A 26504-nucleotide genomic window follows, 5' to 3' on the forward strand; every position below is an offset into this window, starting at 1 on the left:
CCTCAGCCGGCCTGCCAGTGCACGGGGAGCTCCTTCACGCCGTAAACGATCGTGCTTTCCATCCGCTCGAGGCGCGCCCCGGGCTCCACGGCGAGCCCCGGCAGCCGGGAGAGCACAGCCTCCAGGGCGATCCTGGCCTCGAGCCGCGCCAGCGGCGCCCCGAGGCAAAAATGGATGCCCTGGCCAAAGGCGAGGTGACGGTTGGGCGAGCGGCCGGCGTCGAACACGTCAGGCTGCGGGAACTGCTCCGGGTCGCGGTTGGCCGAGCCGATCCAGGCCACGAGGGGCGAACCCGCCGGAATGGTTTGGTCGCGCAGTGTGGTCTCGACGGCGGAGACCCGGTACATCGACTGGACGGGGGAGCGGTAGCGCAGCACCTCCTCGATCGCGTGCGGGAGCAGCGCGGGCTCCGCTGCGAGGCGTTCGGCCAGGCCCGGTGCCTCGGTGAAGCACAGCACCGCGTTGCCGATCAGGTTGGTGGTGGTCTCGTTGCCCGCGACGAGCAGCAGGGCGCAGAAGCCGAGCAGTTCCATGACGCTCAGTTTCTGTCCGTCGATCTCGGCCGCGAGGAGCGCGCTGATCAGGTCACTGCCGGGCTGGTGGCGCCGCTGTTCGATCATGCCCATGAAGTACTCCACCATTTCCCGCTGGCCGCCGGAGTCGCCGGTCCCGGCGGCGTCCGGGGTTTGGCTCACGATCATGTCCGACCACTGCTTAAACCGGTCCCGGTCCGTCGCCGGGATGCCCATGAGCTCCGCGATCACGATCACGGGCAAGGGGTAGGCCAGCCGGTCGATCAGGTCGGTGCTCCCGGCCGGCACCACCGGGTCCAGCAGCTCATGGGTCAGCTCCGAAATACGCGGGCCGAGTGCCTCGACCGCCCGCGGCGTGAACGCCTGGGTCACCAGTGACCGTAACTGCCGGTGCCGGGGCGGATCCGTGTTGATCAGGCTGGCGGAAAAAAGCTGGCCGGTTTCCGAGGGGTTCTCACCGCCCATCCGGGAGGAGAAGGTGGCGTGCTCGGACAGGACACGCTGCACGTCGTCGTAGCCGTACACATGCCAGACCCCGGTTTCCTGGTCCTGGAAAACGGGGTCGCTCTGCCGCATGGCCTGGTAGTACGGAAAGGGATTCAACGGTTGCTCAAGAGCCGGGAACTGCGCCATGGCTGGCCTTCCTGATCAGGCGGGCGGCCGTTGCATCCTCGCGCCGGTTCAGCGGGTCCGGCAACCGCACAGCGGGGCGGGCCGCACGGCCCCGACTGATCCCACCATAGCGATTTCCAACCCTTGATTCCTACCGTCTGAGCTGATTTCTAACGAAGGGGCCCGGCGTGCCGACAGTACGGATCAGAACACCCTTCCCCTCACAGAGCAGAATCGGCCCATGATCGTCGTCACACGCCTCAACGGAACGCGCTTCGCGGTCAATCCGGACCTCATCGAGCGCATCCACGAGAGCCCGGACACGCATTTGGTGACGCTCGACGGCGCCGCCTACGTGGTGCTCGAAAGCCTCGCGGAAGTGGTGGAACTCATCGCCGACTACCGGGCCTACATCCTGAGCAAGGCCAGGGACTTCCCGGCCGTCACCGGGTATCCGCTGAGCCTGGTCCGGACCGAAGGCCCGGACGACGACGACACCGACGACGGCGCCGGCCCCTCCGCGCCCGTGAAACCCAGAAAGTAACCCGGAAAGCAACCATGGATCCCGCAACAGTCATTGGACTGCTCCTCGCCTTTGGCTCCGTCATCGCCATGGTGTCGCTCGAAGGCGCCAGCCTGTCGGCGCTGCTGCTGCCGGCGCCCATGATCCTGGTCTTCGGTGCCACGCTCGCCGTCGGGATCGCCGGCAACACCCTCAAGGACACCCTGCAGGCCTTCAAGGCCGTCCCCAAGATGTTCCTGGGGAAGACCGCCAAGCCGCAGGAAAGCATCGACCAGATGGTCCGCTTCGCCGAAAAGGCCCGCAGCGAGGGCCTGCTGTCCCTGGAAGAAGAAGCGGCCAGCGTCAAGGATCCGTTCCTGGCCCGTGCCCTGCAGAACATCGCGGACGGCACCGACGCCGAGGACCTCCGGATGCTGATGGAGGACGAGATCGACTCCAAGGCCCGCAGCGACCACGCCAACGCCAAGTTCTTCGCGAGCCTCGGCGGCTACGCGCCGACCGTGGGCATCATCGGCACCGTGGTGTCCCTGACCCACGTCCTGGAAAACCTCTCCACACCGGACCACCTCGGCCCGATGATCGCGGCGGCCTTTGTCGCCACCCTGTGGGGCCTGCTGTCCGCCAACTTCATCTGGCTTCCCTTCAGCGCCCGGATGAGCCGGCTCTCGGAGCTGGACATCGAGCGGATGACGCTGCTGATGGAAGGCATGCTGTCCGTCCAGTCCGGCGCCCAGCCGCTGCTGCTCGCCGAACGGCTCCGCGCCATGGTCCCCGAGCACCAGCTCAAGGCCTCCGCGGGCGGCGCGAAGAAGGGCGGCGCTGCGGACAAGATGGACCAGGCCGCGTGAGCCCGAGGCGGCGCGGGCGGAAGAAGCCCGAAGAGCACCACGTCGACGAGCGGTGGATGGCTTCCTACATGGACATGGTCACCGTGCTGATGTGCATGTTCATCGTGCTGTTCGCCATGTCCACTGTGGACGCGAACAAGTTTGAAAAGCTCCGCAACTCGCTCGCCACCGGCTTCGGCGCGGTGGCGTCGCAAACGGTGGACACGGCGTCGGGAACTGTGGTGCCGCCGGAACTTGTGGACGAAAACCTGGAAGCCTTCGCCGCCGTGAAGGGCGCGGCCACCACGTCCCCGGAGAACATGGCCCAGGCCATCAAGGAAGCGGACCGGCTCAAGGCACTGCAGGCGAAAATGCAGGCCGGACTGGACGCCGCCGGGCTTAGCGAGAACGTCGAGTTCCAGATCGACCAGCGCGGCCTGACGGTCAAACTCGTCGGATCCCAGGCGTTCTTCGAACCGGACCGCCCCGAGCTTACTGCCCGCGCCAGCCGCGTGCTGCAGATCATCTCGCCGATCCTGAAGCCGGCCGGGATGGAAGTCATGGTCGAGGGGCACGCCGCGAACGGCATCACCGCCTATCCGTCCACCTGGGAGCTGTCCTCGGCCCGGTCCGTCAACGTCCTGCGCTACATGGTGGACCGCGGCGGCATCGCGCCCGGAAGCATCGGCGCCGTCGCCTTCGGCTCCGCCCGCCAGGTCAATGACGACTCCACCCCGGAGCTCATGGAGCGCAACCGCCGGGTGGACATCGTGGTCATTTCGGACAAGCCCGACGTCGTCCGGGCGCTGATTCCGGAAGCGCTGAAGCTGAGCGGGAAATAGGCAGCCCATTGCCTACGGCGAATTGCTTACGACGGCAGGTCCCCTGCCGATAGTGGCAACCGTGAGTGTTCTGGATGAGCGGGAAGTGGCTCGGGAGCGGACCGTCAGCGTCTATGACTTCCGTCGCCCCGCCACGCTCGCACGCGAACACAGCCGTGTGCTGGAGCTCGCCTTCGAGACTTTCGCCCGCCAGTGGGGAACCCAGCTGACCGCCAAGGTCCGGGTCAAGTCCGTGGTGCGCCTCGAAGACGTCAGCATGCTCAGTTACGACGAATACGCCGCGTCGCTGCCCGCCGTCACGGCCATGGTCCTGTGCGCGGTGGAGACCCAGGACTCCAAACTGGTGGTGCAGTTCCCCGGACCGGCCGCCCTCGGCTGGGTCAATCGCATGCTCGGCGCCTCAAACGATTCGCCCATGCCGGACCGGAAGTTCACCCAGATTGAGCAGGCCCTGATCAAGGGACTCATGGACGAGGCGCTGGAAGACCTCGGCTATTCCCTGGGCCCGCTGCTCAGCGAGTCGGTCCGGGTGGACACCATCCAGTACAACTCCCAGTTCGCCCAGGCCGCCGCGCCCAGCGAGCTGATGATCGTCGCCTCGTTCACCATGAGTGTCGGGGACGTCAACGCCCCCGCCACCCTGGCCGTCCCGGCTGCCATCCTGCTGGGCCGGCTCAAGAAGGTGAATCCGACCGACACCCGCGGCGACGCCGCGGCGCGTATCAGCGCCCAGCTGGAACAGGTGCCGGTGGAGCTGTCGGTGCGGCTGTCGACGTCGTTTGTCACCCCCAGCCAGGTCCTGGGCCTCGCCGTCGGCGACGTCCTGACCCTGCCGCACCTGGAAAACCGGCCCTTTGACCTCACCCTGGACGGGACCCGGCTGGCCACCGCCGCACCCGCCCGCAACGGCTCCCGCGCGGCCGCCGTCATTGTCACAATCGAGGAGAACCAACGATGAGCATCACCCTGACCAAGCACGAATTGTCGGCGGAACGGCTCGTCGAGGAACTGCCGAGCCCGGTGGCCCTGAAGGTCGTCGCGGTGGTTCCCGCCCGGGCCGCGGCGGCGTACGCCCGCCAGGCGGTCACTGCAACCTTCGTCGGTGCGGTCACCGCTGACCTCGCCCTCATGCTCAGCGACCGGACCTTCCTGGACGAGGCCGCCGGGGCCGCGACCCAGCTGGGCCACGTCTCCGTGACGGATGTGCTGCGCCCGGCCATGGAAAGCGCCAGTTCGGTCTTTGGCGCCGGTGTCCTGTCTGACCTGCGCGAATCCGACGTCTCCGGGCTCCTGTCAGATCCTGACACGGCCGTTTTTGAGCTTTCCGACGGCAGTAACGCCGCGGCCTGGTTCGCAGTCCGGCTCCGCGAACACGGCAACAGCCAGGACCGCGCCGGCGACGTCTTCGCCGGCGGCGACACCGTGGCGGGCCGGCTGGGCCGGATCAACAACATCGAAATGGCCCTGACCGTGGAGATCGGGCGCACCCGGATGTCCGTCCGCGATGTCCTCGGCCTGGAACCGGGCAAGATCATCGAACTGGACCGCTCCGCCGGGGCCCCGGCCGACGTCCTCCTCAATGGCCGCCTGATCGCACACGGCGAAGTGGTGGTCCTGGACCAGGATTACGCGGTCCGAATCACCCGCATCCTCGACGTCGCCGAGGGGCTTAGCTGAATGGACGCACTGATCCTCGGGCTGCGGGTACTCGTGGCCCTGGGCGCGGTGCTTGGCCTCATGTGGTTCCTGCAGCGGCGGCTGGGCAAAGGCGCCGGGCGGCGCCGGGCGGACCGCGCCCTGACCGTCGTCAGCCGGCAGAATCTCGGCCAGAAGGCCTCCGTGGTGGTGGTCGACGCCGCCGGGCAGCGTTTCCTGCTGGGCGTCACTGAGCACGCCGTGAATGTCCTGCACACCGGGGACATCCCACCCGAGCCAGAAGAAGTCACCGTCCCCGCCACCAGCCGCGGTTTCGGCGATTTTGCCCGGATCCTCGCCGAGGCCCGTCCCGCCGCAGGGAACCCCGACGGCGGGCGGGACGCGCCGCTGCCGCGCCGCAGTTCCGTTCACCGCAGCGCCCACCCGCCGCTGCACGGGTCCATCCTCGCCGGCTCCACGTGGAAGCAGGCCGCCGCCGCGCTCAGGAGCGGGCGCCACAATTGATCCGCCGTCTCTGCACCGGTTCCTCCGGGGTGCCCGCTGTTCGGATCGTGGTCCTGGGCCTCGCCGCCGTGCTGTTCGCCGTCCTCCTGCTGTGGCTGGCTGCCCCCGCCGGCCACGCCGCACCCATCGACCCGGCCGCGCCGGTGGCACCGACCGACCCGGCGAACCCCGGCACGGGCGACGTCAGCATCCAGATCAACGGGGCGGACGGCAAACCCTCCTCCGCCGTGGTGACCCTGCTCGGGATCACGCTCCTGGCCGTGGCGCCGTCCCTGCTGCTGATGATGACGTCGTTCACCAAGATTTTCGTGGTCCTGGCGATGACCCGCAACGCGCTGTCGCTGCCGTCCATCCCGCCGAACCAGGTGCTGGCCGGCCTGGCCCTGTTCCTGTCGATCTTCGTGATGTGGCCGGTCATCAACGAGGTCAACACGTCCGGAATCCAGCCCTACCTCAACGGCACGCTGGACTTCAACGGCGCGGTCGGCGCCGCGTCGGGTCCGCTGCAGCACTTCATGCTCGCCCACACGAGGGAAGAGGACATCGCCCTGATGTCCCGGGCCGCCGGTGCCGAGAACCCGGCCACCCCGGAGGCCGTCCCGCTGCAGACCCTGATCCCGGCGTTCATGATCTCCGAACTCCGTGCCGCCTTCATCATCGGCTTCGTCATCTTCATCCCGTTCCTCGTGATCGACCTCGTAGTGTCCGCGGCGCTGATGTCCATGGGCATGATGATGCTGCCGCCGGTAATGATCTCGCTGCCGTTCAAGATCCTGCTCTTTGTCCTGGTGGACGGCTGGGGCCTGATCATCACGGCGCTCGTGCAAAGCTATGCGGGCACCGGATGAACGCCAACGCCGTCCTGGACATCTGCCTCCAGGCCATGATCGTGGCCGCGAAGCTCGCCGCGCCGGTGCTGGTCACCGCGCTGGTGGTGGGCCTGGCCATCTCGCTGCTGCAGTCCATCACGCAGCTGCAGGAGGCCACGTTGTCCTTCGTGCCGAAGGCGGCCGCGGTAGCCGTGGCCCTGATCGTCTGCGGACACTGGATGATCTCGGAGATGGTCACGTTCACGAACGACCTCTTCGCGAAGATCCCGTCCCTGCTCGGAGGCCTGTGAGGTGGCCATCCCGATCGACCCGGCCTGGCTGGAAGTCCTGCTGCTGGCCACGGTCCGGATGACGGCTTTCCTGATCGTGGCACCGCCCTTCTCGCACCACGCCTTCCCCGGGCGGGTGAAGGCCATGCTGGGCCTCGGCCTGGGGCTGGCCGTGACGCAGCGCGTGGCCAGCGGCTACGCGCCCCGCGACACCGCCGGGTTCCTTACCGGACTGGTCCTCGAACTCGTCACCGGATTTGTCCTCGGTTTCCTGGTCATGGTGATCTTCTCCGCCATCCAGTCGGCGGGCAGCCTGATCGACCTCTTCAGCGGGTTCCAGATGGCGCAGGCGTTCGACCCCCAGATGATGGTCAACGGCGCGCAGTTCACCCGACTGCTGCAGATGGCGGCCCTGGCCCTGCTGTTCGCCTCCGACGGCTACCAGCTGGTCATCACCGGCCTCACGGGCAGCTTCACGGCCCTGCCCCTGGCCGGCGGCCTGGACCTGGCCCAGCCGGTGCAGGCCCTCATCGCGGCGGTCTCCGGGATGTTCCTGGCAGCCGTGCAGATCGCCGGTCCGCTACTGGTGGTCCTGTTCCTCGCCGATGTGGGACTCGGCCTGCTGACCCGCGTGGCGCCGGCACTGAACGCGTTCTCACTGGGCTTCCCGCTCAAGATCCTCCTGACCCTCATGCTGGCCGGCTTCATGTTCCTGGCCCTGCCGCGCATCGTGTCGAGCCTCGCCGGACAGGCGGCCAAAGCAGTGCTGGGGGTGGGCTGATGGCGGATTCACAGGAGAAGACCGAGCAGGCCACCGACAAACGGATGAAGGAGGTCCGCTCCAAGGGCCAGCTCTCCCGTTCCCAGGACCTCACCGCGTGGCTCGGGGTCGGCGCGGCTGCGCTCATGCTGCCGGCAACCGTGGAACGGGCCGCCAACGCCACTACGGACCAGCTCTTCAGCATCCGCGGAATCGTCGCCGCCCCCGACCCCGGCAAAGCCGTCAAGGCGATGGAGGACGGGTTCGCCTCCATCGCCGGGATCCTGGGGCCCCTGCTGATTGTCGTGTTCCTGGCCGTCCTCGCCGGCTCGGCCCTGCAGGGCGGAGTCCACCTGAAGAAATTCCGGCTCGAGTTCGAACACTTCAACCTCCTCAGCGGCGTCAAGCGGATCTTCGGCGCCCAGGCGGTGTGGGGAGGCGTCAAAGCCCTGCTCAAGGCAAGCGTGGTGGGGCTGGTGCTCTACATGGTGGTCCAGGGGCTGGTGCCGGTGCTGCTGACCGCCGGAGGACTGCCCGTGGCCGGGGTGACCGCGGCAGCCGCCGGCGGCATTTCCGCCCTGGTCCAGTTCGCTGTGGCCGCCGGAATCGTGCTGGCCGCGGCGGACTTCTTCGTGGTCATGCGGCGCAACCGCAAGAAGACCCGGATGTCCAAGAAAGAAGTCCAGGACGAGAACAAGAACAGCGAGGGCGATCCGCTCATCCGGTCCCAGCGCCGGGCACGCCAGATGGCCATGAGCCGGAACCGGATGATCGCCGCCATCGGTGACGCCGACGTCGTCCTGGTCAACCCGACGCACGTGGCCGTGGCCCTCAAATACGAGCCCGGCAAGTCGGCGCCCCGCGTGGTGGCAAAGGGCGCCGGCTACGTGGCGGCCAGGATCAGGGAGGAAGCCGAGTCGAAGAAGGTGCCCATGGTCCAGGACATCCCGCTGGCCCGTGCCCTCCACGGGGCCTGTGAACTGGGGGACGAAATCCCGGTGGATTTCTACCGGGCCGTTGCCGGTGTCCTGGCGTTCGTCATGGCCCTCAAGGCCCGGGGTGCCGGCGCCGGGATGCACCACATGCCCAGGACGGGCGCCGCCGTAGGAAGCACGGCATGAAGCACCGGATGAACACGGGAACCAGCGTCTGTGAAAGGACCGCACCATGAACAACAGGCTGAACCGGCTGGCGGTGCCCATCGGCATCGTGGGGATCGTGCTGCTGCTGGTGGTGCCCGTGCCCGCGCCGCTGCTGGACTTCCTGATCGTCTGCAACATCCTGCTGGCCCTGCTGGTGCTGCTGACCAGCATGTTCGTGAAGAAGCCGCTGGACTTCTCGGTGTTCCCGTCCCTGCTGCTCGTGGCCACGCTGTTCCGGCTGGGCCTCAACGTTGCCTCCACCCGCCTGGTCCTGGGCAACGGCTACGCCGGGCAGGTCATTGACGCCTTTGGCAAGGTGACGGTGGGCGGGTCCATGATCATCGGCGCCGTCGTGTTCCTGATCCTCGTGGTGATCCAGTTCGTGGTGGTCACCAAGGGCGCCGAGCGCGTGGCCGAGGTCGGGGCCCGCTTCACCCTCGATGCGATGCCCGGCAAGCAGATGGCGATCGACGCCGACCTCAACGCAGGGCTCCTCACCGACACCCAGGCACGGGAACGGCGGGCCGAAGTGTCCGCGGAAGCCGACTTCTACGGCGCCATGGACGGCGCCTCGAAGTTCGTCAAGGGCGATGCCATCGCGGGCATCATCATTATCATCATCAACTTCGTCGGCGGCATCGCCATCGGCATGGTGCAGCGGGGCCTGGAGATCGGCGACGCCCTGAACACCTACGGCCTGCTGACCATGGGCGACGGGCTCGTCACCCAGATCCCGGCGCTGCTCATGGCCGTCTCCACCGGCATGATCGTGACCCGCTCCAACGCGGAGTCGGACATGGGCCGGACGGCGTCCACGCAGCTGCTGCAGTCACCCAACGCGCTCCTGATCGCCGGCGTCGCAGCCCTCGCCATGGCCCTGATCCCCGGCATGCCGCCCATCCCGTTTATCATCATCGGCGCCGCGCTGATCCTCGCCTCCCGCCGCACCGCCGCCGGCCAGAAGCAGGCGGAGGCGGCCCGCGAGGCCGAAGCCGCCGCGCTGCACTCCCCGGAACTGGATCCCAACGAGAAGCTGCTCGAGGACATGCGCATCCACCCCGTGGAGATCCTGCTGGCCCCGGACCTGGTGGACATGGTCTCCGGCGCCTCCGACGACCTCCTGGCCAGGGTCCGGTCCCTGCGGCACAAGATCGCCATGGAACTGGGCCTGGTCATCCCGCCGGTGCGCACGCGGGACAGCGTGGACCTGCCGCCGGCCACCTATGCCATCCGGATCGCCGGCGTGGAGGCCGGGCGCGGCACGGCCCCCGGCGGCCAGATGCTGGCCCTGGGCGACAACCTCGACTCGCTGCCCGGCCCGGCAATGATCGAGCCGGTGTTCGGGCTTTCCGGGAAGTGGATTCCGGGGGAGATGCGCCACAACGCCGAAATGACCGGAGCCACGGTGATCGATCGCGTCTCGGTCCTGGTCACACACCTGTCTTCGATCGTCTCGGCGAACGCCGCCCGGCTGCTCTCCCGCGAAGACGTCCGTGTCCTGACCGAGGGTGTGCGCAAGCAAAGCCCCTCCGCCGTCGACGAACTGACCCCGGCCCTGCTTTCCCTCGCCGAACTGCAGCGCGTGCTCCAGGGCCTCCTGGACGAGCAGGTGCCCATCAACGACCTCGCCCGGATCTACGAGGCCCTGACGCTACGCGCCAAGCTGTCCACGGATCCGGAATCGCTCGTCGAAGCGGCCCGGCAGGCCCTGGGACCGGCCCTCACAGCCAAGTTCATGGACGGGGCTGTGCTCAACGTGATCATGATCGACCCCGTCCTGGAACAACACATGCTCGAGGACATGCGGCCGGCGGAGGGCGGCAGCCAGATCGTCATGGGCCAGGACCGGCTCGACGCCGTGCTGCGCTCCATGCGCTCCGCCGTGGACGCCGCAGCCGCCGCCAACCGCCAGGCCGTGCTCGTCTGCGCCCCGGCGCTCCGGCCCGCCATCCACCGCCTGATCGGAGGGCAGCCGGGGTCGGTGCCCGTGCTGTCCTACCGCGAGGTGACCTCAGCCAACGTCCGGATCGAAACAGTAGGAGTCGTGCGCCATGCCGAACCGCTATCGGCTTAAGGGGTCCTCGCTCGAGGAGATCCGCCGTAAGGCGGAACAGCAGTACGGTCCCGCAGCCAGGATCGTGTCCGCCGAGCGCGTCAGCAGCCCCGGCATCGCCGGGCTCTTCGCCCAGGACCGCTTCGAGGCCATGATCGAGGTCATGCCCAGGCACGAGGTGGTCACCGGTGAGGTGGTGCCCGACGCCGACGTCCTGCCCGGTCCCGCGGCAACCCCCGTCGGCGGGGCCGCCGGCTCCGCGCACCAGTTGCAGGGCGCCGCCATTGCCGCCCTGCTGGAAGAAGCCAACGCCGCCGAACTGAGCCTGCACCGGCCGGCGCCCGCCGGGGTTTCCACCGAATCGCGGGACTTCGCCGAGGTCATGGAACAACTCGGCGCCGGACTCCGGGCCCCGGCGGGACCGGCGGCCTCCGTCGACCCTGCCGCCGTCGACCGTGCCGCCGTCGACCCTGCCGCCGTCGAACCTGCCGGTTCCGGAACGACGGCGCCGATCCCGGCGCCGCTGACCGGCGTCGGCGACCTCGTGGTCCTGGTCGGGCTGGGGGAGGACGCCATGGATGCGGCCCTGGAGATGTCGACGGCGGCAGGCGGCGCCGATGTCCGGACCGCCGGAGACCTCTCCGCTTACGGCCATCTGCACGTCGACGGACGCCAGAGCGCCACAGCCGCGCGCGCCCACGCCGTGGTGACGGAGCGCACCGTCCTCGTGGCCTTCGGACTGGGCAGGGCCCGGAACGCCCTGGCCCGGGTGCCGTCCCTTGCCGCGCTGAACGCCGACCAGGTCTGGGCCGTGGTGGATGCCGGCCGTAAACACGAAGACACGGCGCGCTGGGTGGGCGTCCTGTCCGCACAGCTCCCTGTGACAGCAGTGGCGGTCGTCGGAGCCTCAGAGACAGGGTCTGCCGAAACCGTCACCGGGCTGGGACTGCCGGTGGGATGGATCGACGGCCGCCGGCCCAGGCCGGATGAGTGGCTGAACCGGCCGGGGTCGTCCGACGCGCCCGGCGGCGAAGGGTAGATTGAGAAGATGCTGGTACTTACACGCAAGCCGGGCGAACAGATCATGATCGGCGACGGCATCGTCATCACGGTCCTGGAAGGCCGCGGCGACGGTGTTCGGATAGGCATTGAAGCTCCCCGCGGGGTGCCGATCCAGCGCCGGGAAGTGATTGAAGCCATCGCGGCGGCCAACCTCGCAGCGGCCGACGCCGGCCCCGGTACCGAGGACGCGCTGCGCGGACTGGTGCCCCCGCCGGCGGCACCCGCCGGCTGATTCCGGGCCGCCGGATCGGCGCCGCCTCAGCCCCGGTCCCCGCCCAGGTACTGGGCCAGGAGAGGCTGGGGTGCGCGCCGGACCACGGCCAGGGACCGTTCCAGGTTTCCCGCGGTGGTGAGCTGGTCCAGCAGTCCGGCCGCGCCGGCCGGGCCGGGACGTCCCGTCCGCGGGAGGGTCTGCAGTGCCTCCTCGTTGACGCGGGCGGCCGCACCGAGCCGGGCCAGCAGCTCCCGCAAGGCGTCCAGATGCTCCCGCAGGATCTCCGGCCACGGGCCGGCGGGCGCGGCCGAAACCAGCTCCACGAGCGTGGCCTGTGCCGGCAGGCCCCAGGCGGTCGCGACGGCCGCGGACTCGACACTCCGGGCCAGCGCCTCGAAACGCAGCCGGTCCAGCACGGCCTCGACCTCGGACGCCATGAAGTTCAGCCACTCGAGGTTTCCGGCCTCGACGTGCAGCCGCTGGGTTTCCAGCCTGAACAGCAACAGCTCCAGCTGCCGCCGCTCCTGCCACAGTGCGGCGGAGAGATCACTTGCGCTCATGGGCCCCATTCCCTCACAGCCCTGTGATGCACAGCCACGGGGCGGTTACCGCATTTTTCGCCAAGCTTTTCCCTGAGGGTACACGCAGATTCCGGATCAGGTGATAGGTTTCCACCATGGGTGCTGCACCCCACTATGGAACTAGATTTATCGAGCACTGACTCCTATGGGGGGGGTACCGGTCCGTTCCTGGGTGCGGCTCTCGGCGTTTTAAGGGTCGTTGACCCTTCGGATCCGGTCTCATGGGGGGACACAGAAGTGAATCGCGTGGAACGCAACGAGATGGTCACGCAGCATCTTCCGCTGGTGGGGTATCTCGTCGCAGAATTATGCTCAAAGGCGTCACACCTTTCCCGCGACGACCTCGCCTCAGCCGGCGCCATTGCCCTGATCACCTCGGCGGATTCCTTCGACCCTGATCTCGGTGTCCCGTTCGGCGCCTTCGCCCGCCGCCGCATCCTCGGCGCCTTCGCGGACGAGATGCGCGCCAGCGACTGGGCCACCCGCTCGGCCCGCCGCCGCATCAAGGAAACCATGTCCGTCCAGGAAACGCTGGCCTCGGCCCTGGGCCGCACGCCCACCGTGGACGAGATCGCCTCCGCCCTGGGCGTCCAGCAAAGCGTCGTCGAGGCCGCGCTCGCAGACGCCTCCCGCACACTGACGCCCCTCGATGAGGCCGTGGTGGACACCCTGGCCGCGGAAACCCTCTCGCCGGAACATTCCGTGCTCGCGGACGAACGCCTCCAGTACCTGCGTGCCGCCGTGAAGTCCCTCCCGGAGCGGATGCGCTACGTCGTCGAGGAGATCTACTTCGGTGACAGGACGGTCAAGGACCTGGCCGCGGAACTCGGATCCACGCACGCCGCCGTGTCCCAGCAGCGGTCCGAGGCCATCCGGCTCATGCGTGACGGGCTGACAGCCCACTACACCGACGACCCCGGGCAGCCTTTCGAACCGCAGTCCAGAATTACCCCCCGGCGCCGCAACGATTACCTGGCGCAGCTCTCCGAGGCGACCGCCGGGGGCATCACACGGGCCATCTTCCCCCAAGGACCGGTCCTGAACGAGGCCGTCTGAGCGTCACGAACCACTGCTTCCGGCCAGCGGCCTGTAGCTGAAGGATATGAGCGTCAGATCGCCCCCTGCCGAGACAGCTTTGATGCCCGGCGTCCCGTGGGTGGGGAAGACGAGCGATGTCATGGTCTTTTCCCCGCCGTTGATGAAAACCTCCACCGAGCAATAGTCGACGAATATCGTCAGCTCCACTTTCCCGTCACGCGGCGGGCTGGCCGCGCGGCGCGATGCCCTGTAGTCCGCACTGAGGCTGGCCGTGCCCGTCGCGGCGGCGTCGGCATCGCGCGAGATGAACGCCGATTCATCCGCGAAGTCGTATCCGACCGTCGCGAACGTTCGGCTGCCGCTCCCGAGCTCAATTCTTGCTTCGGACCCGTCGTCGCCCGCCGCGCGCTCAATGGTCATATCGAGGCGGTAGGCGCCGCCCTCCGGAACGGGCAGCTGTCCGGCGCCGTCCGGGGTCATTCGACGTTCACCGGCCGTTACCGCCGGGCCTTCGAGTGACGTCATGGCGGCCGCCGGTGCCGAGACAAGGGTTGGTTTGCCCCTGACTGTTTCGAGCCTGATCTCACGCACCAGGGAGTCGGCGCCGCCGTGCCAGTCTACGGTGGGCAGCTGCCGTGCGTAGGCCCAGTTGTTCATCCACCCCATAGCCTGCCGGGAGTACATCCGCTGGCTTTCGGTGAGCCTGGGATCATCCCAGGTCACAGCGGCGTAGAAATCGGAGCCGGCGTCGAGCCACTGGTGCTGCCCGTCCGATGGCGTGAAGTGTGTTCCGTCCCACGCACCTGTCCAGTACGCAACGCCCGTGGTGAATCCCTCCGCCGTCCCGTTCGCGCTTGCGGCCAGGACCCAGGTCCGTCTGGAGGGATCGCCGTCGAGGTCCAGCTGGAACAGTTCCGGGCATTCGAGTGTGCCCAGGCCGGTGCGTTCGACGCCGGATGCGTAGCGCCAGTTCTTCAGGTCAGGTGAGGTGTAGATGCCGATCTTGTCGCCTTCGGCGAGGGTCATCACCCATTGGCCGCGGGCGTCATCGCGGATGATTTTGGGATCCCGCCAGTCCGGTTGCCCGGGGTTGTCCATGACCGGGTTCTGTGCATACGCGGTGAAGGAGTATCCGTTGTCGGTGGAGTAGAACAGGGATTGCCGCTGGATGCCCCGGTCCTGCTGCGTCATGACCGCAATCACGGCCCCTTTGCCGAAGCCGGCCGAGTTGTCTTGGTCAATCACGGTGCTTCCGGTCTCGATATCGCCCAGGCCGTTCTTGTACTTGGCGATCGCGACCCCCTCGTCCTTCCAGTGCACCAGGTCCGTGCTCGTCAGGTGGTACCACTCCGTGCCGTTCTCGTCCGGGTATCCGGCGTTGTAGAGGTAGTAGTAGTGCCACACCCCGTCCAGTAGGATGGGACGCTGCGGATCGTTCATCCAGTTCTTCGCGGGCGTGATGTGATAGCTCGGCCGGAACCCGGATGCGCCGTCGGGCCGGCCGAAAGCTGAAACCTCGGGTGCCGGCGCCGGCCGGGGAACGCCCATATCCGCGAGCATGGACTGGACGGCTTCAGGCGTCATGCACTCCGGCCGGACAACGTCCGCCGATCCGGCGCGCACCGCCCGGTCCTGCAGGCTGGTGATCACCTCGACGTCGGTTCCAACCCGCGCGGCTGCCACCCACCCGCCGGCACATTCGATGCTTCGCAGGTCCGTCACGGCGCCGACGGGGATCGGATGCGCCAGTTTTTCAAGCGTTCGGTCACCGCCGCCAGGCCAATAGGACCCGTACCGTCCGTGGGTTGCCTTGGCCTCAGCCTGCGCTTCGGCGATGCGCAGGAGAGCCTGTTCGGCCTGGGCTGGGGCAACCGGCCGGGGGCCCGCCGCAGGGACCAGCGCCATCACGGCAAGCACGACCGCCGCTGCTGCTGCCGCCACGATCCAGATGGCCCGCAGTTTCGACGTGCCGGGGCGGACAAGGTTTTCCACGATTCAACATCCCTGATTCTGGTAGCGCCGCGAAGCTGCCGGACTACCTGTAAAGGACGGAAGCGCCCGGGATTTCCGGGCGCTTCCCCTTACTGCTGCCTTAAGGCTGAACTACTTGTAGAGTCCGGCACCGCCGACTTTGACGTTCGTGGGCAGGTAGCCGAACGGGCCCAGCCCGTTCTGGCCAAAGCTGCGGTCAACGGCCGAGACCCCGTTCCGGAAGTTGATCTTCACGGTGGGAGAGAGCGACCCGCCGCGGACACCGTCCACGTTGTCGATGAAGGACTGCACCAGTCCGCCGGGCTGCACGTAGTGCGAGTAGGCCTGGAACTGGCGGCCGTTCTGGCGGGGATCCGGACCCTCGGGCGCGTTGGCCGGCATGTTCAGGTCCGTGGGGGAGGCCAGGGCAAGGCCGCTGTTGTTCATCGGCTGGTAGTCGGACCGGACACCGTCGCCCACGAAACCGTAGACGCCGTCCGGGCCCCGCATCCCGTCCGCGTAGGTGAACTGGTGGCTGATGGTGAAGAGGTAGTACTTGTTCTTGCCGCCCTCATTCTGGATGAAGATCTGCGGACGCTCGGTCTGGTCGTTGACACAGTTGGCGGACAGGATCGGGGGCAGGAAGTGCCACTGAGTCAGGTCCTTGTTGTCCGCGACGGCCAGGCCCACGTTGGCGGTCTGGAACCACGAGCCGGTTGTGCTGTTCACGGCGCTGGTGGATTCGGCGTGGGGATCGCCTGGCCGGTAGCCCAGGTCCTCGTCCTTGCATTTGTAGTCGCCCCGCTTGCCGCCGGTGTTGCCTTCGAACACCATGAAGGTCTTGCCGGGCTGCGCCGGGTCTACGAACGTGTAGGGGTCCCGGAAGGCAAAGCCAGGGTTCTGGGCCTTGTTCTGGTACAGGACGCCGTCCGGCTCCAGAAGCTTGGTGTGTACGAAGCCGTCGAAGCTCACACCGTTCTGGCCAGCGTGGATGTTGCCCAGCGCCTTGGCGATCACGGCATCCGGGGCGATTCCGCCGCCACCGGCGTTGCGTTCGGCAACGTCGTAGAACGTGGTTGCCGTGTAGAAGACATTGACGTGGTTCCCCTGCATGAGGCGGGTGGAGCCGGACCATTCGGTGTTGCCGATCGAGGTGTTGTCCAGGAACAGGTGTCCGCCGTAGTTCCACTTGTCCTTGGCCGGGTCTGCGTTGGTCTTGCGGAAGAAATAGCCGATCCTGGCGTTCCAGTGCCGCTGGTCGAAGCCGTAGCCGGCGTGGCGGTCGGCAACGAGGGAGAAGATGACGTCCCAGCCCTTGTAGCTGATCTGGTTGGCGTTCTCGTCCGTCAGGGACCAGGTGTCCCAAACCCACACGTCGTCGTTCATGGCGGGGAAATCCTTGGGGATTTCCGGCATGGTGACGTTCGGGCTCATGGAATTCTGGCCTGGGGCCACGTTCGTGCTGCTTTGGGCCATGATCTGCTTGGCGTCCGCGCGGGTCCACTTGGAGGTGAAGGCCGCGGCCGGGTCGAATGCCTGCTGGGTGTGCTTCGTGGGCAGGGGGAAACCGGGCGTCGGAGCCGGCATCTGGTCGCTGCTGGGCGGGTCCGAGGGCGTGTTGGCCTGCGCGGACGGCACGGCAAGGAAGACGGAGGCCGCCACGGCCGCCGCCAGTGCTGCGGCGACGGAACGCCGCCGCAGCATCGGGGGTTTATAGGGGTGCTTGTGCATTGTTGCTCTTCTCGCGGAGTGAGACCATTCGTGGAAGATGGGCGGGTGCCCTCATTTCCCGAAACTCCGACAGTCCTCGACAACACTGCGGCGTCATCGAGGACGCCATTGTGTCGAGCAGACGGGGCCTCGGTAGGACCCCGCCTGGTGGCCCGGGAAGGTGATGATTTCCTGGACCGATCAAAACCCTAGACAGCCCGGGCGAAGATTCAAATACACATTTCTGCCACCGAAGAGGCTCCTGGCGCGGATCATGTAAGCGCTTGCGCAAATTATCGCGCGCGCGTGCCACGCCACGAAGCTCGCGTCAAATGTGTCAAAAATAAATCTGCTTTAATTTTCCGGGCGTCTCATGTTCACGCGTTCGTTGCACCGTGGCCGCACGTCGTTTGGGATCCGCCGGTTGTGGGGTAGCGTCGGAATCATCCGACCCAACGGTATTCAGACCAATCCAGGAGGATTCATGAAGGCAACACCCACGCTGACAAGCAACCTGCAGGCCGTGCTAGTGGACCTGATCGAGCTTCACGTCCAGGGCAAGCAGGCGCACTGGAACATCGTCGGGACCAACTTCCGCGACCTCCACCTGCAGCTGGACGAGATCATCGATGCCGCCCGCGGATTCGCGGACGACCTCGCCGAGCGGATGCGCGCCCTCCACGCGCTGCCGGATGGGCGCAGCGCCACGGTGTCCAAGTCCACCGCCCTCGCCGAGTTCCCGGCCGGCCTGGTTGACACCAAGGACGCCATCGAGCGGATTGTCGCCGCGCTGGAGGCTGCCGTCGGCACCATGCGCAAAGTTCACGACGAGGTGGATGAGGAAGACCCCACGACGGCGGATCTGCTGCACGAGTTCATCGGCAGGCTGGAGCAGTTCGCGTGGCTGGTGAACGCCGAAACCATGAAGCCCACCGCCAAAGTGACCAAGCCTGAGAGCAAGTAGGCGGCCACTGCACGGATCAGGCGTCCGGCACCGGGATACCCCGGCGCCGGACGCTGCGTTTAATGCCCGCCGGCGATCTCCCGCTACTTCGCGGTCGGCACCTTCCGCAGCACCGCTGCGGCGAGGACGCAGGCCCCGGCCATCAGGACCAGGGCGATGGTGGCCGTGATGTGGACGCCGGAGTCGAAGGCCGACCGTGCGGCCGCCGTCACGGCCTCCGCGAGCGGGCCGGGCAGCGACTGGGCGAGCTCCACCGCGCCGGCCAGGGTCTCCCCGGCCTGGCCCACCGACCCGGCCGGAGCGGCGTCGGACACTTCGGCGGGAAGCCGGAGGTTGCCCTGGTAGGAGGCCGTCAGGATGGACCCGAGAATTGCCGTGCCCAGCAGGGACCCCACCTCATAGCCGGTCTCGGAGATCGCCGCGGCCGCGCCGGACTTGTCGGCCGGGGCGGCGCCCAGGATGAGGTCGTTGGAGATTGTCTCCGCAGCCCCCACGCCCAGGCACAGAACCATCAGCGCGCCCAGCAGCAGGGCCGGGCCGTGGCTGTGGTCCCCGAATGCCACGAGGAAATATCCCGATGCGCTCAGCAGCAGGCCGCCGGCCACGACGAAGCCCGGCCGGACCTTGCGCACCAGCGGCACCACCAGCAGGCCCGCGACCACGGTCGCAATGAGGGCCGGGACCATGGCGACGCCGGACGCCGAGGGGGACATGCCTTCCAGCAGTTGCAGGTGCTGGGCGAGGAACAGGATGAACCCGTTGAAGGAGAACAGCGCCAGGACGTTCGCGATGATGGCCGTGCTGAAGACCCGGTTGCCGAAAAGGCTGAGGTCCAGCATCGGCGCGGCAGCCGTGCCGCGGGCCAGTGCGTGCTGCCGCCGGACGAAGACGTAGCCCATCAGTAGCCCGGCCCCGATGCTCACGAAGGCCTCCGGTGCCGGACCGTGGCTGGCCAGGGCCTTGATCCCGTAGACCACCGGCACCATGACCAGCAGCGACAAGACGATGCTGGGCACGTCCACGCGGCCCGGCTTGGGGTCGCGGGATTCCGGGATCAGGGCCGGACCGAGCAACAGCAGCGGCAGGATGATGGGTACCGCGACCAGCAGGACGGCACCCCACCAGAAGTGCTCCACAAGCCACCCGCCGGCAATCGGGCCGAGGGCCGCGCCACCGGAGAAACCCGCGGCCCAGATCGCGACGGCCAGCCGGCGCCGGTTGGGCTGCGGAAAGATGTTCCGGATCAGGGAGAGGGTGGATGGCATGAGCATGGCGCCGAAGAAGCCCAGGCCGGCACGGCCGGCGATCAGCCATTCGGCACTCGGTGCAAACGCCGTGGCGGCCGACACCGCGGCGAAGCCCGCCCCGCCGACGAACAGGAGCCGGCGCCGTCCGATCCTGTCGCCGAGGCTGCCCATCGCCACCAGCAGTCCGGCCAGGACCAGCGGATAGGCGTCAACAATCCACAGCAGTTCCACGCCGGAGGCATCCAGGCTGCGCGCGATGGCCGGCAGCGCGAACGTCAGGGCGGTGTTGTCCACCGCCACAAGCAGGACGGGGAACATCAGCAGGGCCAACGCCACCCAGTCGCGCCAGGGCGCGCGGGGGCCGATGGCTGCCGGGTTGCCGGCGGATGCGGTGATCGATGCAGTGCTCATGAAATATAACTGTACCGTCTGGACGGTACAGTTACGAAATGGCGGTGATGAAATCGGAAAATGCCCGCCACGGCAGGCATGATGGGAACCATGCCCAGGAAACCCGTGGCCCGCGAGGCCGTCCTCGACGCCTTTGAATCCCTGCTGATCGAGGTGGGGGAGCGCGCTGCCACCCTCGATGCGGTCGCGCGGCGGGCCGGCGTCTCCAAGGGTGGCCTGCTCTACCATTTCCCGACCAAAGAGGCGATGATCACGGTCCTGCTGGAGCGGCTGGACCGGCACCTGGCGGCGGACGTCGCGGCCATGGCCGCCGCGCCGGAGGGGGCGGCGGCGTACTTCATCAAGTCCTCGGTGTGGGCGGACACGCCCATGGACCGGGTCTTCGTGGCGGCCACCCGGCTCGCGGAGGTGGCGCACGAGGAAACCCAGCGCCGCTTCGCCGCGGGCCAGGCCAGTTGGCTGGAACTGCTGGCGGCCGACGTCGGACCGGCCATGGCGAAAGCCGTCCTCTATATGGGGGACGGGCTGTACTTCAACGCCATGCTGGGCCGGGGGCCCGGCGGCCCGCCCGGTGCGATTGAGGCGGAGGTTGAGAGTCTCCTGGCCGCCGTCGAACGGCTGCGCGACTGAGGCCGCCGGCACACCGCAGGTAACCCCGGAGCGGCGACGGCCGGGAGTTTGCGGACGCGCGTCCGGCATAGGACAATGGAGGCTGTGACAGCTGTCACCCCCGAATTAAATTCAAATTGAATACGCCTTTGATCTGCGGCGGGAGAGTCCTGCAAGTAGGTACAAGCAGGCGCCGTAGGAGCAAATCCTCCCCAGGAATCTCTCAGGCCCATGTACCGCCGCGGCAAGGCATCTCTGGAAAGTAGCAGGCTGTCTTTCGGACATGCTGTGCTCACCGACGGTGCAAGCGGATAAGCGTCCGCGGAAACTCTCAGGTCCAATACAGAGTGGGGAGGAACCCGAATCACTGTGGCGTACCCTGCGCCGCCTGAGTTATGGAGTTCCTTGTGACTGTTACCCCAGCGTCCACGTCCTTCGTCGACCGGCACATCGGCGCCCGCCGCCAGTCCGACGTCGACACCATGCTGAAGGCTGTCGGCCACGACACCGTCGACGCGCTGGTGGACACCGCCGTCCCGAAGGACATCCGCCAGGACTCCGACCTCGCGCTCGCCGCGGCCCTCAGTGAGGTTGAGGTCCTCGCCGAGCTGCGCAAGCTGGCGGCGAAGAACAAGACGGCCGTGCAGATGATCGGGCAGGGCTATTACGACACCGTGACCCCGGCGGTGATCCGCCGCAACATCCTCGAGGCCCCGGCCTGGTACACCGCCTACACGCCGTACCAGCCGGAAATCTCCCAGGGCCGGCTCGAGGCGCTGCTGAACTTCCAGACCATGGTCCAGGACCTCGTCGGCCTGCCGATCGCCAACGCCTCGCTGCTGGATGAAGCCACCGCCGTGGCCGAGGCCGTGCTGATGATGCGCCGCGCGAACAAGGACAAGACGGCCCATGACGGCAAGACCGTCCTGGACGCCGACTGCCTGCCGCAGACCATCGCGATCGTCAAGGGCCGCGCCGAGGCGCTGGGCTTCGAAGTCGAGGTCGCGGATCTTTCCAAGGGCCTGCCCGAGGGCGTCATCAACGGCATCGTGCTGCAGCAGCCCGGCGTCTCCGGCCGGGTGTGGGACCAGTCCGCTGTGATCGCCGAGGCCAAGGAACGCGGCGCCCTCGTCACCGTCGCCGCCGACCTCCTGGCTCTCACGCTCATCACCCCTCCGGGTGAGCAGGGCGCGGACATCGCGGTCGGCTCCGCGCAGCGTTTCGGCGTGCCGCTGTTCTTCGGCGGCCCGCACGCGGCGTACATGGCCGTCCAGAAGGGCCTTGAGCGTTCCATGCCCGGCCGCCTCGTGGGCGTCTCCAAGGACAACGCCGGCGTCCCGGCCTACCGGCTGGCGCTGCAGACCCGCGAGCAGCACATCCGCCGTGAGAAGGCCACGTCCAACATCTGCACCGCGCAGGCCCTGCTGGCAATCGTGTCCTCGTTCTACGCCGTCTACCACGGCCCCGACGGGCTGAAGGCCATCGCCCAATCAGTCCACGTCCACGCCAGGACCATCGCCGCCTCGCTGAAGGCCGCCGGCCTGGACGTGCTGCACACCTCCTTCTTCGACACCATCACCGTCTCCGTGCCGGGCCGGGCAGCAGAGATCATCGCCGCCGCCGAGGCCAAGGGCGTCAACCTGCGGGCCATCGACGCCGACACCGTCGGAATCTCCGCCGACGAGGCCACGACTGTGCACATCGTTGCTGACGTCATCGCCGCGTTCGGCGCGTCTGTCACCGACACTTCTGAAGGGTTCGGCCTGGACCCCGCCGTCGAGCGCACGTCCGACTACCTGCAGCACCCGGTGTTCAACACGCACCGCTCCGAGACGCAGCTGCTGCGCTACATCCGCCGCCTCTCGGACCGTGACCTGGCCCTGGACCGGACCATGATCCCGCTGGGTTCGTGCACCATGAAGCTGAACGCCACGGCCGAGATGGAAGCCATTTCCTGGCCGGAGTTCGCCTCCATCCACCCGTTCGCCCCGGACTCGCAGACCGAGGGCTGGCGGGAACTCATCGCGGACCTTGAGGCCCAGCTGACCGAGATCACCGGGTACGACCAGGTCTCCATCCAGCCCAACGCCGGCTCCCAGGGCGAACTCGCCGGCCTGCTGGCCATCCGCGGCTACCACCTCTCCCGCGGCGACGCGCAGCGCAATATCTGCCTGATCCCGGCCTCGGCGCACGGCACCAACGCCGCCTCGGCCGTGCTGGCCGGCATGAAGGTCGTCGTCGTGGCCACCGCCTCCGACGGCACGATCGACCACGCGGACCTGACCGCGAAGATCGAGGCCAACAAGGACGCCCTGTCGGCAATCATGATCACCTACCCGTCCACCCACGGGGTATACGACGCCGACGTCCGCGAGGTCTGCGACGCGGTCCATGCCGCCGGCGGCCAGGTCTACATCGACGGCGCCAACCTCAACGCCCTCGTGGGCCTGGCCCAGCCGGGTCAGTTCGGCGGCGACGTCTCGCACCTGAACCTGCACAAGACCTTCTGCATCCCGCACGGCGGCGGCGGACCCGGCGTCGGCCCGGTCGCGGCCAAGGCCCACCTGGCCCCGTTCATGCCAGGCAACGCCGCCGATCCGGCCAACGGCGCCGAAGGCTCCCCGATCTCGGCCTCCCGTTACGGCTCCGCCGGGGTTCTGCCGATCTCCTGGGCGTACGTGAAGCTCATGGGCGGTCGGGGCCTGACCGAGGCGACCAAGTCCGCCCTGCTCGCGGCGAACTACATCGCGACCCGCCTGGACGAGCACTTCCCGGTGCTCTACACCGGCGAGGGCGGGCTGGTGGCGCACGAGTGCATCCTGGACCTGCGCGAACTCACCGCCAGGACCGGCGTGACCGCCGAGGACGTGGCCAAGCGCCTCATCGACTACGGCTTCCACGCCCCCACCCTGTCCTTCCCGGTGGCCGGCACCCTCATGGTGGAGCCCACCGAGTCCGAGGACCTGGGCGAGATCGACCGCTTCATCACGGCCATGATCGCCATCCGGGCCGAAATCGACCAGGTCGCCGCCGGCGACTTCACCGTGGAGAACTCCCCGCTGCGCAACGCACCCCACACGGCAGCCGCCGTCGTATCCTCCGACTGGACCCGCGAGTACCCGCGCGAGCAGGCCGTCTTCCCCGTCCACACGCTCAGGCAGGACAAGTACTTCCCGCCGGTCGGCCGAATCGACGGCGCCGCCGGTGACCGCAACCTGATCTGCTCCTGCCCGCCGCTGTCCGAATTCGAGAACTAAGGGTTTCTGATGTCTGAGAACTACACGGCACTTTACGAAGAGCACAAAAAGCTCGGCGCGTCCTTCACCGACTTCGGCGGCTGGCAGATGCCGCTGAAATACTCCTCCGAACTCGCCGAGCACCACGCCGTCCGCAACTCCGCAGGCCTGTTCGACCTCTCCCACATGGGCGAGGTCTGGGTCACCGGCCCGGACGCCGCGGCCTTCCTCGACTACGCCCTCGTGGGCAAGATCTCCGCGATGGCGGTCGGCAAGGCCAAGTACTCGCTGATCTGCAACGAGGACGGCGGCATCATCGACGACCTCATCACCTACCGCCGGGGCGAGGAGAAGTTCCTGGTGGTCCCGAACGCGGGCAACGCCGTCGTGGTCGCCGCTGCGCTGGCCGAGCGGGCTGCCGGCTTCAACGTCACGGTGGCCGACGCCTCCGCCGAAACCTCGCTGATCGCCGTGCAGGGCCCCAAAGCCGAGGCCATCCTGCTCCGCCTGGTCCCCGCCGCGGACCACGGGCTCGTCACCGGCCTGAAGTACTACGCCGCCGTGGACGTCCCCTTCATGGTCGCCGGCGCCGGCCAGGAGCTCCTGCTGGCCCGCACCGGCTACACCGGCGAGGACGGCTTTGAAATCTTCGTGGGCAACGCCGACGCCGCCGCCCTTTGGCAGGCGCTCATCGCCATCGCCGAAGAGGGCGAACTGACGCCCGCCGGCCTCGCCTCCCGTGACTCGCTGCGTCTGGAGGCCGGGATGCCGCTCTACGGCAACGAACTCTCCCTCGACGGCGATCCGTTTGCCGCGGGACTGGGACCCGTCGTCGCGCTGTCGAAGGAAGGCGACTTCATCGGCAAGGACGCGCTGGCCGCCAAGAAGGAAGCCGGCGCCGGGTCCACCAGCGGCCGCAGGCTGGTCGGGCTCAAGGGCCTCGGCCGCCGGGCCGGCCGCGGCCACTATCCGGTCCTGAAAGACGGCAACGTGGTCGGTGAGGTCACTTCCGGCCAGCCCAGCCCTAGCCTGGGCTACCCGGTCGCGATGGCCTACGTCGACGTCGAGTTCACCGAGCCCGGCACGGCCCTGGACATCGACCTCCGCGGCAAGGCCGAGCCCTTCGAAGTCGTGGCCCTGCCCTTCTACAAGCGCCAGAAATAACCCGACGCTCCCTCACTTTTCGCAGTGGTTGCGTCGACGCTCCCTCACTTTTCGCACATCAAGACTTAAGGAACTAAAACATGGCAAAAGTTGCCCCCGAACTGCAGTACTCCGACGAGCACGAATGGGTCGCACGGGAGGCCGGCTCCAGCACGGTGTCCATCGGCATCTCCGCCGTCGCCACCGATGCCCTGGGTGACATCGTGTATGTGGACCTGCCGGAGGTCGGCTCCACCGTGACCGCCGGGGAGACCTGCGGTGAGGTCGAGTCGACGAAGTCCGTGTCGGACCTGTATGCCCCGGTCACGGGCGAGGTCACGGAGGTCAACGACGCCGTCGTCGCGGACCCGGCGCTGATCAACAGCGACCCGTACGGTGCCGGCTGGCTGTTCAAGGTCGCCGTGGAGTCCGAGGGCCCGCTGCTCTCGGCCGAGGAATACGCGGCCAAGAATGGCGGCGAACTGTGAGCGCTTCGGTAACTCAAACCGGCTTTGAGCAGGTCGTCTCGCCGTCGCTGGATGCGGACCTGTCCGTCCTGGACCCGGAGATCGCGGCGGGGATCGACGCGGAGCTGGGCCGGCAGCGCGGCGGCCTGGAGATGATCGCCTCGGAGAACCACACCGCGGCCGCGGTGATGCAGGCGCAGGGCTCGGTGCTGACGAACAAGTACGCCGAAGGGTACCCGGGCAAGCGGTACTACGGCGGCTGCGAGCATGTCGACGTGATCGAACAGCTCGCGATCGACCGGCTCAAGGCCCTCTTCGGNGCCGGGTACGCGAACGTNCAGCCGCACTCCGGCGCGCAGGCCAACGCCTCCGTGATGCACGCNCTGATCAAGCCGGGGGACACGATCATGGGCCTGAACCTGGCCCACGGCGGGCACCTGACCCACGGGATGCGGATCAACTTCTCCGGCAAGCTCTACAACGTGGTCCCGTACGGGGTCCGGGCGGACACGCACACCGTGGACATGGCCGAGGTCGAGGCCCTGGCCCTGGAACACNNGCCGGCGCTGATCGTGGCCGGCTGGTCCGCGTACGCCCGGCAGCTGGACTTCGCCGAGTTCCGGCGGATCGCCGACGCCGTCGGGGCGTACCTGATGGTGGACATGGCGCACTTCGCCGGGCTCGTCGCGGCCGGGCTGCACCCGTCCCCGGTCCCGCACGCCCACGTCACGACNTCCACGACGCACAAGACCCTCGCCGGTCCGCGCGGCGGGATCATCCTGTCCAACGACGCCGAGATCGCCAAGAAGATCAACTCCGCGGTGTTCCCCGGCCAGCAGGGCGGCCCGCTCGAGCACGTGATCGCCGGNAAGGCNGTGGCGTTCAAGATCGCCGGCACCGACGAGTTCCGGGAACGGCAGGCACGCGTCCTGGCCGGCGCCCGGATCCTCGCCGACCGGCTCACCCGGGACGACGTCGCCGCGAAGGGCATTTCCGTGGTCTCCGGCGGCACCGACGTGCACCTGGTCCTGGTGGACCTGCGCGACTGCGACCTCAACGGCCAGGAAGCCGAGGACCGGCTCGCCGCGATCGACATCACCGTCAACCGCAACGCCGTCCCGTTCGACCCGCGCCCGCCGATGGTCACCTCCGGGCTCCGGATCGGCACCCCCGCCCTGGCCACCCGCGGCTTCGGCGAGGCCGCGTTCACCGAGGTCGCGGACATCATCGCCGAGGCCCTCACCGCCGACGCCGGCACCGACCTGACCGGCCTGCGCACCCGCGTCCAGGCCCTCGCCGC

The 26504-nt window shown here is 68.0% G+C and carries 25 protein-coding genes and 1 riboswitch; of the genes, 20 read left to right on the top strand and 5 right to left on the bottom strand.

Annotated elements, in window-relative coordinates; genetic code table 11:
* Positions 1 to 2: 2 nt before the first annotated feature.
* Positions 3 to 1166, bottom strand: a complete 1164-nt coding sequence (locus CFN17_RS10590) for a cytochrome P450 (RefSeq protein ID WP_208747685.1) — start codon at positions 1164 to 1166, stop codon at positions 3 to 5.
* Positions 1167 to 1386: 220 nt separating this feature from the next.
* On the opposite strand from CFN17_RS10590, the gene CFN17_RS10595 reads away from it, so the two are divergent.
* The 13 genes from CFN17_RS10595 to CFN17_RS10655 all read left to right on the top strand — a co-directional run bounded on the left by CFN17_RS10595 (position 1387) and on the right by CFN17_RS10655 (position 11845).
* Positions 1387 to 1689 (top strand): flagellar FlbD family protein, encoded by a 303-nt coding sequence (locus CFN17_RS10595; RefSeq protein ID WP_208747686.1) that lies wholly within the window; start codon positions 1387 to 1389, stop codon positions 1687 to 1689.
* Between the two features lie 14 nt (positions 1690 to 1703).
* A complete protein-coding gene (locus CFN17_RS10600) occupies positions 1704 to 2516 on the top strand; it encodes a motility protein A (RefSeq protein WP_208747687.1) in 813 nt (270 codons plus the stop codon).
* The gene (locus tag CFN17_RS10605; RefSeq protein WP_208747688.1) at positions 2513 to 3337 is read left to right on the top strand and encodes a flagellar motor protein MotB; all 825 of its coding nucleotides are present in this window, start codon (positions 2513 to 2515) and stop codon (positions 3335 to 3337) included. Before CFN17_RS10600 ends, CFN17_RS10605 begins: the two co-directional genes overlap by 4 nt.
* Before the next feature lie 61 nt (positions 3338 to 3398).
* Positions 3399 to 4295: a flagellar motor switch protein FliM gene (locus tag CFN17_RS10610; protein WP_261792151.1), complete on the top strand. Its 897-nt coding sequence runs from the start codon at positions 3399 to 3401 to the stop codon at positions 4293 to 4295.
* Positions 4292 to 5014, top strand: coding sequence for a flagellar motor switch protein FliN (fliN, locus tag CFN17_RS10615; protein ID WP_208747689.1), 723 nt, complete (start codon positions 4292 to 4294; stop codon positions 5012 to 5014). Before CFN17_RS10610 ends, fliN begins: the two co-directional genes overlap by 4 nt.
* Positions 5015 to 5497, top strand: coding sequence for a flagellar biosynthetic protein FliO (gene fliO, locus CFN17_RS10620; RefSeq protein WP_208747690.1), 483 nt, complete (start codon positions 5015 to 5017; stop codon positions 5495 to 5497).
* Positions 5494 to 6345, top strand: a complete 852-nt coding sequence (gene fliP, locus CFN17_RS10625) for a flagellar type III secretion system pore protein FliP (protein ID WP_261792152.1) — start codon at positions 5494 to 5496, stop codon at positions 6343 to 6345. Before fliO ends, fliP begins: the two co-directional genes overlap by 4 nt.
* The gene (gene fliQ, locus CFN17_RS10630) at positions 6342 to 6617 is read left to right on the top strand and encodes a flagellar biosynthesis protein FliQ (RefSeq protein WP_090956900.1); all 276 of its coding nucleotides are present in this window, start codon (positions 6342 to 6344) and stop codon (positions 6615 to 6617) included. The genes fliP and fliQ overlap by 4 nt, the downstream gene beginning before the upstream one ends.
* Before the next feature lies 1 nt (position 6618).
* Complete coding sequence (locus tag CFN17_RS10635; RefSeq protein ID WP_208747691.1) at positions 6619 to 7377, top strand: flagellar biosynthetic protein FliR; 759 nt, start codon at positions 6619 to 6621, stop codon at positions 7375 to 7377.
* Complete coding sequence (locus CFN17_RS10640; protein ID WP_208747692.1) at positions 7377 to 8477, top strand: flagellar biosynthesis protein FlhB; 1101 nt, start codon at positions 7377 to 7379, stop codon at positions 8475 to 8477. Before CFN17_RS10635 ends, CFN17_RS10640 begins: the two co-directional genes overlap by 1 nt.
* Positions 8478 to 8523: 46 nt before the next feature.
* Positions 8524 to 10572, top strand: a complete 2049-nt coding sequence (locus tag CFN17_RS10645) for a flagellar biosynthesis protein FlhA (RefSeq protein WP_208747693.1) — start codon at positions 8524 to 8526, stop codon at positions 10570 to 10572.
* Entirely contained in the window at positions 10550 to 11590 is a 1041-nt protein-coding gene (locus CFN17_RS10650; RefSeq protein WP_208747694.1) for a hypothetical protein, read from the top strand. Before CFN17_RS10645 ends, CFN17_RS10650 begins: the two co-directional genes overlap by 23 nt.
* 9 nt (positions 11591 to 11599) lie before the next feature.
* Complete coding sequence (locus CFN17_RS10655) at positions 11600 to 11845, top strand: carbon storage regulator (RefSeq protein ID WP_208747695.1); 246 nt, start codon at positions 11600 to 11602, stop codon at positions 11843 to 11845.
* 26 nt (positions 11846 to 11871) lie between these two features.
* On the opposite strand, the gene flgN is transcribed toward CFN17_RS10655, so the two are convergent.
* Entirely contained in the window at positions 11872 to 12387 is a 516-nt protein-coding gene (gene flgN, locus CFN17_RS10660) for a flagellar export chaperone FlgN (RefSeq protein WP_208747696.1), read from the bottom strand.
* A gap of 258 nt (positions 12388 to 12645) precedes the next feature.
* Between flgN and CFN17_RS10665 the strand changes: the two genes are divergently transcribed.
* Positions 12646 to 13464, top strand: coding sequence for a sigma-70 family RNA polymerase sigma factor (locus tag CFN17_RS10665; RefSeq protein WP_208747697.1), 819 nt, complete (start codon positions 12646 to 12648; stop codon positions 13462 to 13464).
* 3 nt (positions 13465 to 13467) lie between these two features.
* Here the strand turns inward: CFN17_RS10665 and CFN17_RS10670 are convergent, their stop codons facing one another.
* Positions 13468 to 15438 carry a glycoside hydrolase family 32 protein gene (locus tag CFN17_RS10670; RefSeq protein WP_261792153.1) on the bottom strand — a complete coding sequence of 657 codons (1971 nt, stop codon included), beginning with the start codon at positions 15436 to 15438 and terminating at the stop codon, positions 13468 to 13470.
* Between the two features lie 111 nt (positions 15439 to 15549).
* Positions 15550 to 17148 carry a glycoside hydrolase family 68 protein gene (locus CFN17_RS10675; protein WP_208747698.1) on the bottom strand — a complete coding sequence of 533 codons (1599 nt, stop codon included), beginning with the start codon at positions 17146 to 17148 and terminating at the stop codon, positions 15550 to 15552.
* Positions 17149 to 17611: 463 nt separating this feature from the next.
* On the opposite strand from CFN17_RS10675, the gene CFN17_RS10680 reads away from it, so the two are divergent.
* Positions 17612 to 18091 carry a Dps family protein gene (locus CFN17_RS10680; protein WP_208747699.1) on the top strand — a complete coding sequence of 160 codons (480 nt, stop codon included), beginning with the start codon at positions 17612 to 17614 and terminating at the stop codon, positions 18089 to 18091.
* 83 nt (positions 18092 to 18174) lie between these two features.
* On the opposite strand, the gene CFN17_RS10685 is transcribed toward CFN17_RS10680, so the two are convergent.
* Entirely contained in the window at positions 18175 to 19749 is a 1575-nt protein-coding gene (locus tag CFN17_RS10685; RefSeq protein WP_208747700.1) for an MFS transporter, read from the bottom strand.
* A 90-nt stretch (positions 19750 to 19839) separates the two neighbouring features.
* Between CFN17_RS10685 and CFN17_RS10690 the strand changes: the two genes are divergently transcribed.
* From CFN17_RS10690 to glyA, 5 genes are all read left to right on the top strand, one after another.
* Positions 19840 to 20379 (top strand): TetR/AcrR family transcriptional regulator, encoded by a 540-nt coding sequence (locus CFN17_RS10690; RefSeq protein WP_208751439.1) that lies wholly within the window; start codon positions 19840 to 19842, stop codon positions 20377 to 20379.
* 129 nt (positions 20380 to 20508) lie between these two features.
* Positions 20509 to 20607: riboswitch (glycine riboswitch) on the top strand.
* Between the two features lie 146 nt (positions 20608 to 20753).
* Positions 20754 to 23615, top strand: coding sequence for an aminomethyl-transferring glycine dehydrogenase (gene gcvP / locus CFN17_RS10695; RefSeq protein WP_208747701.1), 2862 nt, complete (start codon positions 20754 to 20756; stop codon positions 23613 to 23615).
* A 9-nt stretch (positions 23616 to 23624) separates the two neighbouring features.
* Positions 23625 to 24758, top strand: coding sequence for a glycine cleavage system aminomethyltransferase GcvT (gene gcvT, locus CFN17_RS10700; protein ID WP_208747702.1), 1134 nt, complete (start codon positions 23625 to 23627; stop codon positions 24756 to 24758).
* Between the two features lie 80 nt (positions 24759 to 24838).
* The gene (gcvH, locus tag CFN17_RS10705) at positions 24839 to 25225 is read left to right on the top strand and encodes a glycine cleavage system protein GcvH (RefSeq protein ID WP_208747703.1); all 387 of its coding nucleotides are present in this window, start codon (positions 24839 to 24841) and stop codon (positions 25223 to 25225) included.
* The coding region (glyA, locus tag CFN17_RS10710) for a serine hydroxymethyltransferase (protein WP_315968632.1) at positions 25222 to 26504 on the top strand (1283 nt) is incomplete at its 3' end. The genes gcvH and glyA, both read left to right, overlap by 4 nt.

It is taken from the genome of Arthrobacter sp. PM3, assembly GCF_003352915.1.
GTDB lineage: Bacteria > Actinomycetota > Actinomycetes > Actinomycetales > Micrococcaceae > Arthrobacter.

Coding starts and splice junctions, on each gene's coding strand:
- CFN17_RS10590 (WP_208747685.1), bottom strand. CDS start 1,166: ATGGCGCAGTTCCCGGCTCTTGAGCAACCGTTGAATCCCTTTCCGTAC.
- CFN17_RS10595 (WP_208747686.1), top strand. CDS start 1,387: ATGATCGTCGTCACACGCCTCAACGGAACGCGCTTCGCGGTCAATCCG.
- CFN17_RS10600 (WP_208747687.1), top strand. CDS start 1,704: ATGGATCCCGCAACAGTCATTGGACTGCTCCTCGCCTTTGGCTCCGTC.
- fliN (WP_208747689.1), top strand. CDS start 4,292: ATGAGCATCACCCTGACCAAGCACGAATTGTCGGCGGAACGGCTCGTC.
- fliO (WP_208747690.1), top strand. CDS start 5,015: ATGGACGCACTGATCCTCGGGCTGCGGGTACTCGTGGCCCTGGGCGCG.
- fliQ (WP_090956900.1), top strand. CDS start 6,342: ATGAACGCCAACGCCGTCCTGGACATCTGCCTCCAGGCCATGATCGTG.
- CFN17_RS10640 (WP_208747692.1), top strand. CDS start 7,377: ATGGCGGATTCACAGGAGAAGACCGAGCAGGCCACCGACAAACGGATG.
- CFN17_RS10645 (WP_208747693.1), top strand. CDS start 8,524: ATGAACAACAGGCTGAACCGGCTGGCGGTGCCCATCGGCATCGTGGGG.
- CFN17_RS10650 (WP_208747694.1), top strand. CDS start 10,550: ATGCCGAACCGCTATCGGCTTAAGGGGTCCTCGCTCGAGGAGATCCGC.
- CFN17_RS10655 (WP_208747695.1), top strand. CDS start 11,600: ATGCTGGTACTTACACGCAAGCCGGGCGAACAGATCATGATCGGCGAC.
- flgN (WP_208747696.1), bottom strand. CDS start 12,387: ATGAGCGCAAGTGATCTCTCCGCCGCACTGTGGCAGGAGCGGCGGCAG.
- CFN17_RS10675 (WP_208747698.1), bottom strand. CDS start 17,148: ATGCACAAGCACCCCTATAAACCCCCGATGCTGCGGCGGCGTTCCGTC.
- CFN17_RS10680 (WP_208747699.1), top strand. CDS start 17,612: ATGAAGGCAACACCCACGCTGACAAGCAACCTGCAGGCCGTGCTAGTG.
- CFN17_RS10685 (WP_208747700.1), bottom strand. CDS start 19,749: ATGAGCACTGCATCGATCACCGCATCCGCCGGCAACCCGGCAGCCATC.
- CFN17_RS10690 (WP_208751439.1), top strand. CDS start 19,840: ATGCCCAGGAAACCCGTGGCCCGCGAGGCCGTCCTCGACGCCTTTGAA.
- gcvP (WP_208747701.1), top strand. CDS start 20,754: ATGGAGTTCCTTGTGACTGTTACCCCAGCGTCCACGTCCTTCGTCGAC.
- gcvT (WP_208747702.1), top strand. CDS start 23,625: ATGTCTGAGAACTACACGGCACTTTACGAAGAGCACAAAAAGCTCGGC.
- gcvH (WP_208747703.1), top strand. CDS start 24,839: ATGGCAAAAGTTGCCCCCGAACTGCAGTACTCCGACGAGCACGAATGG.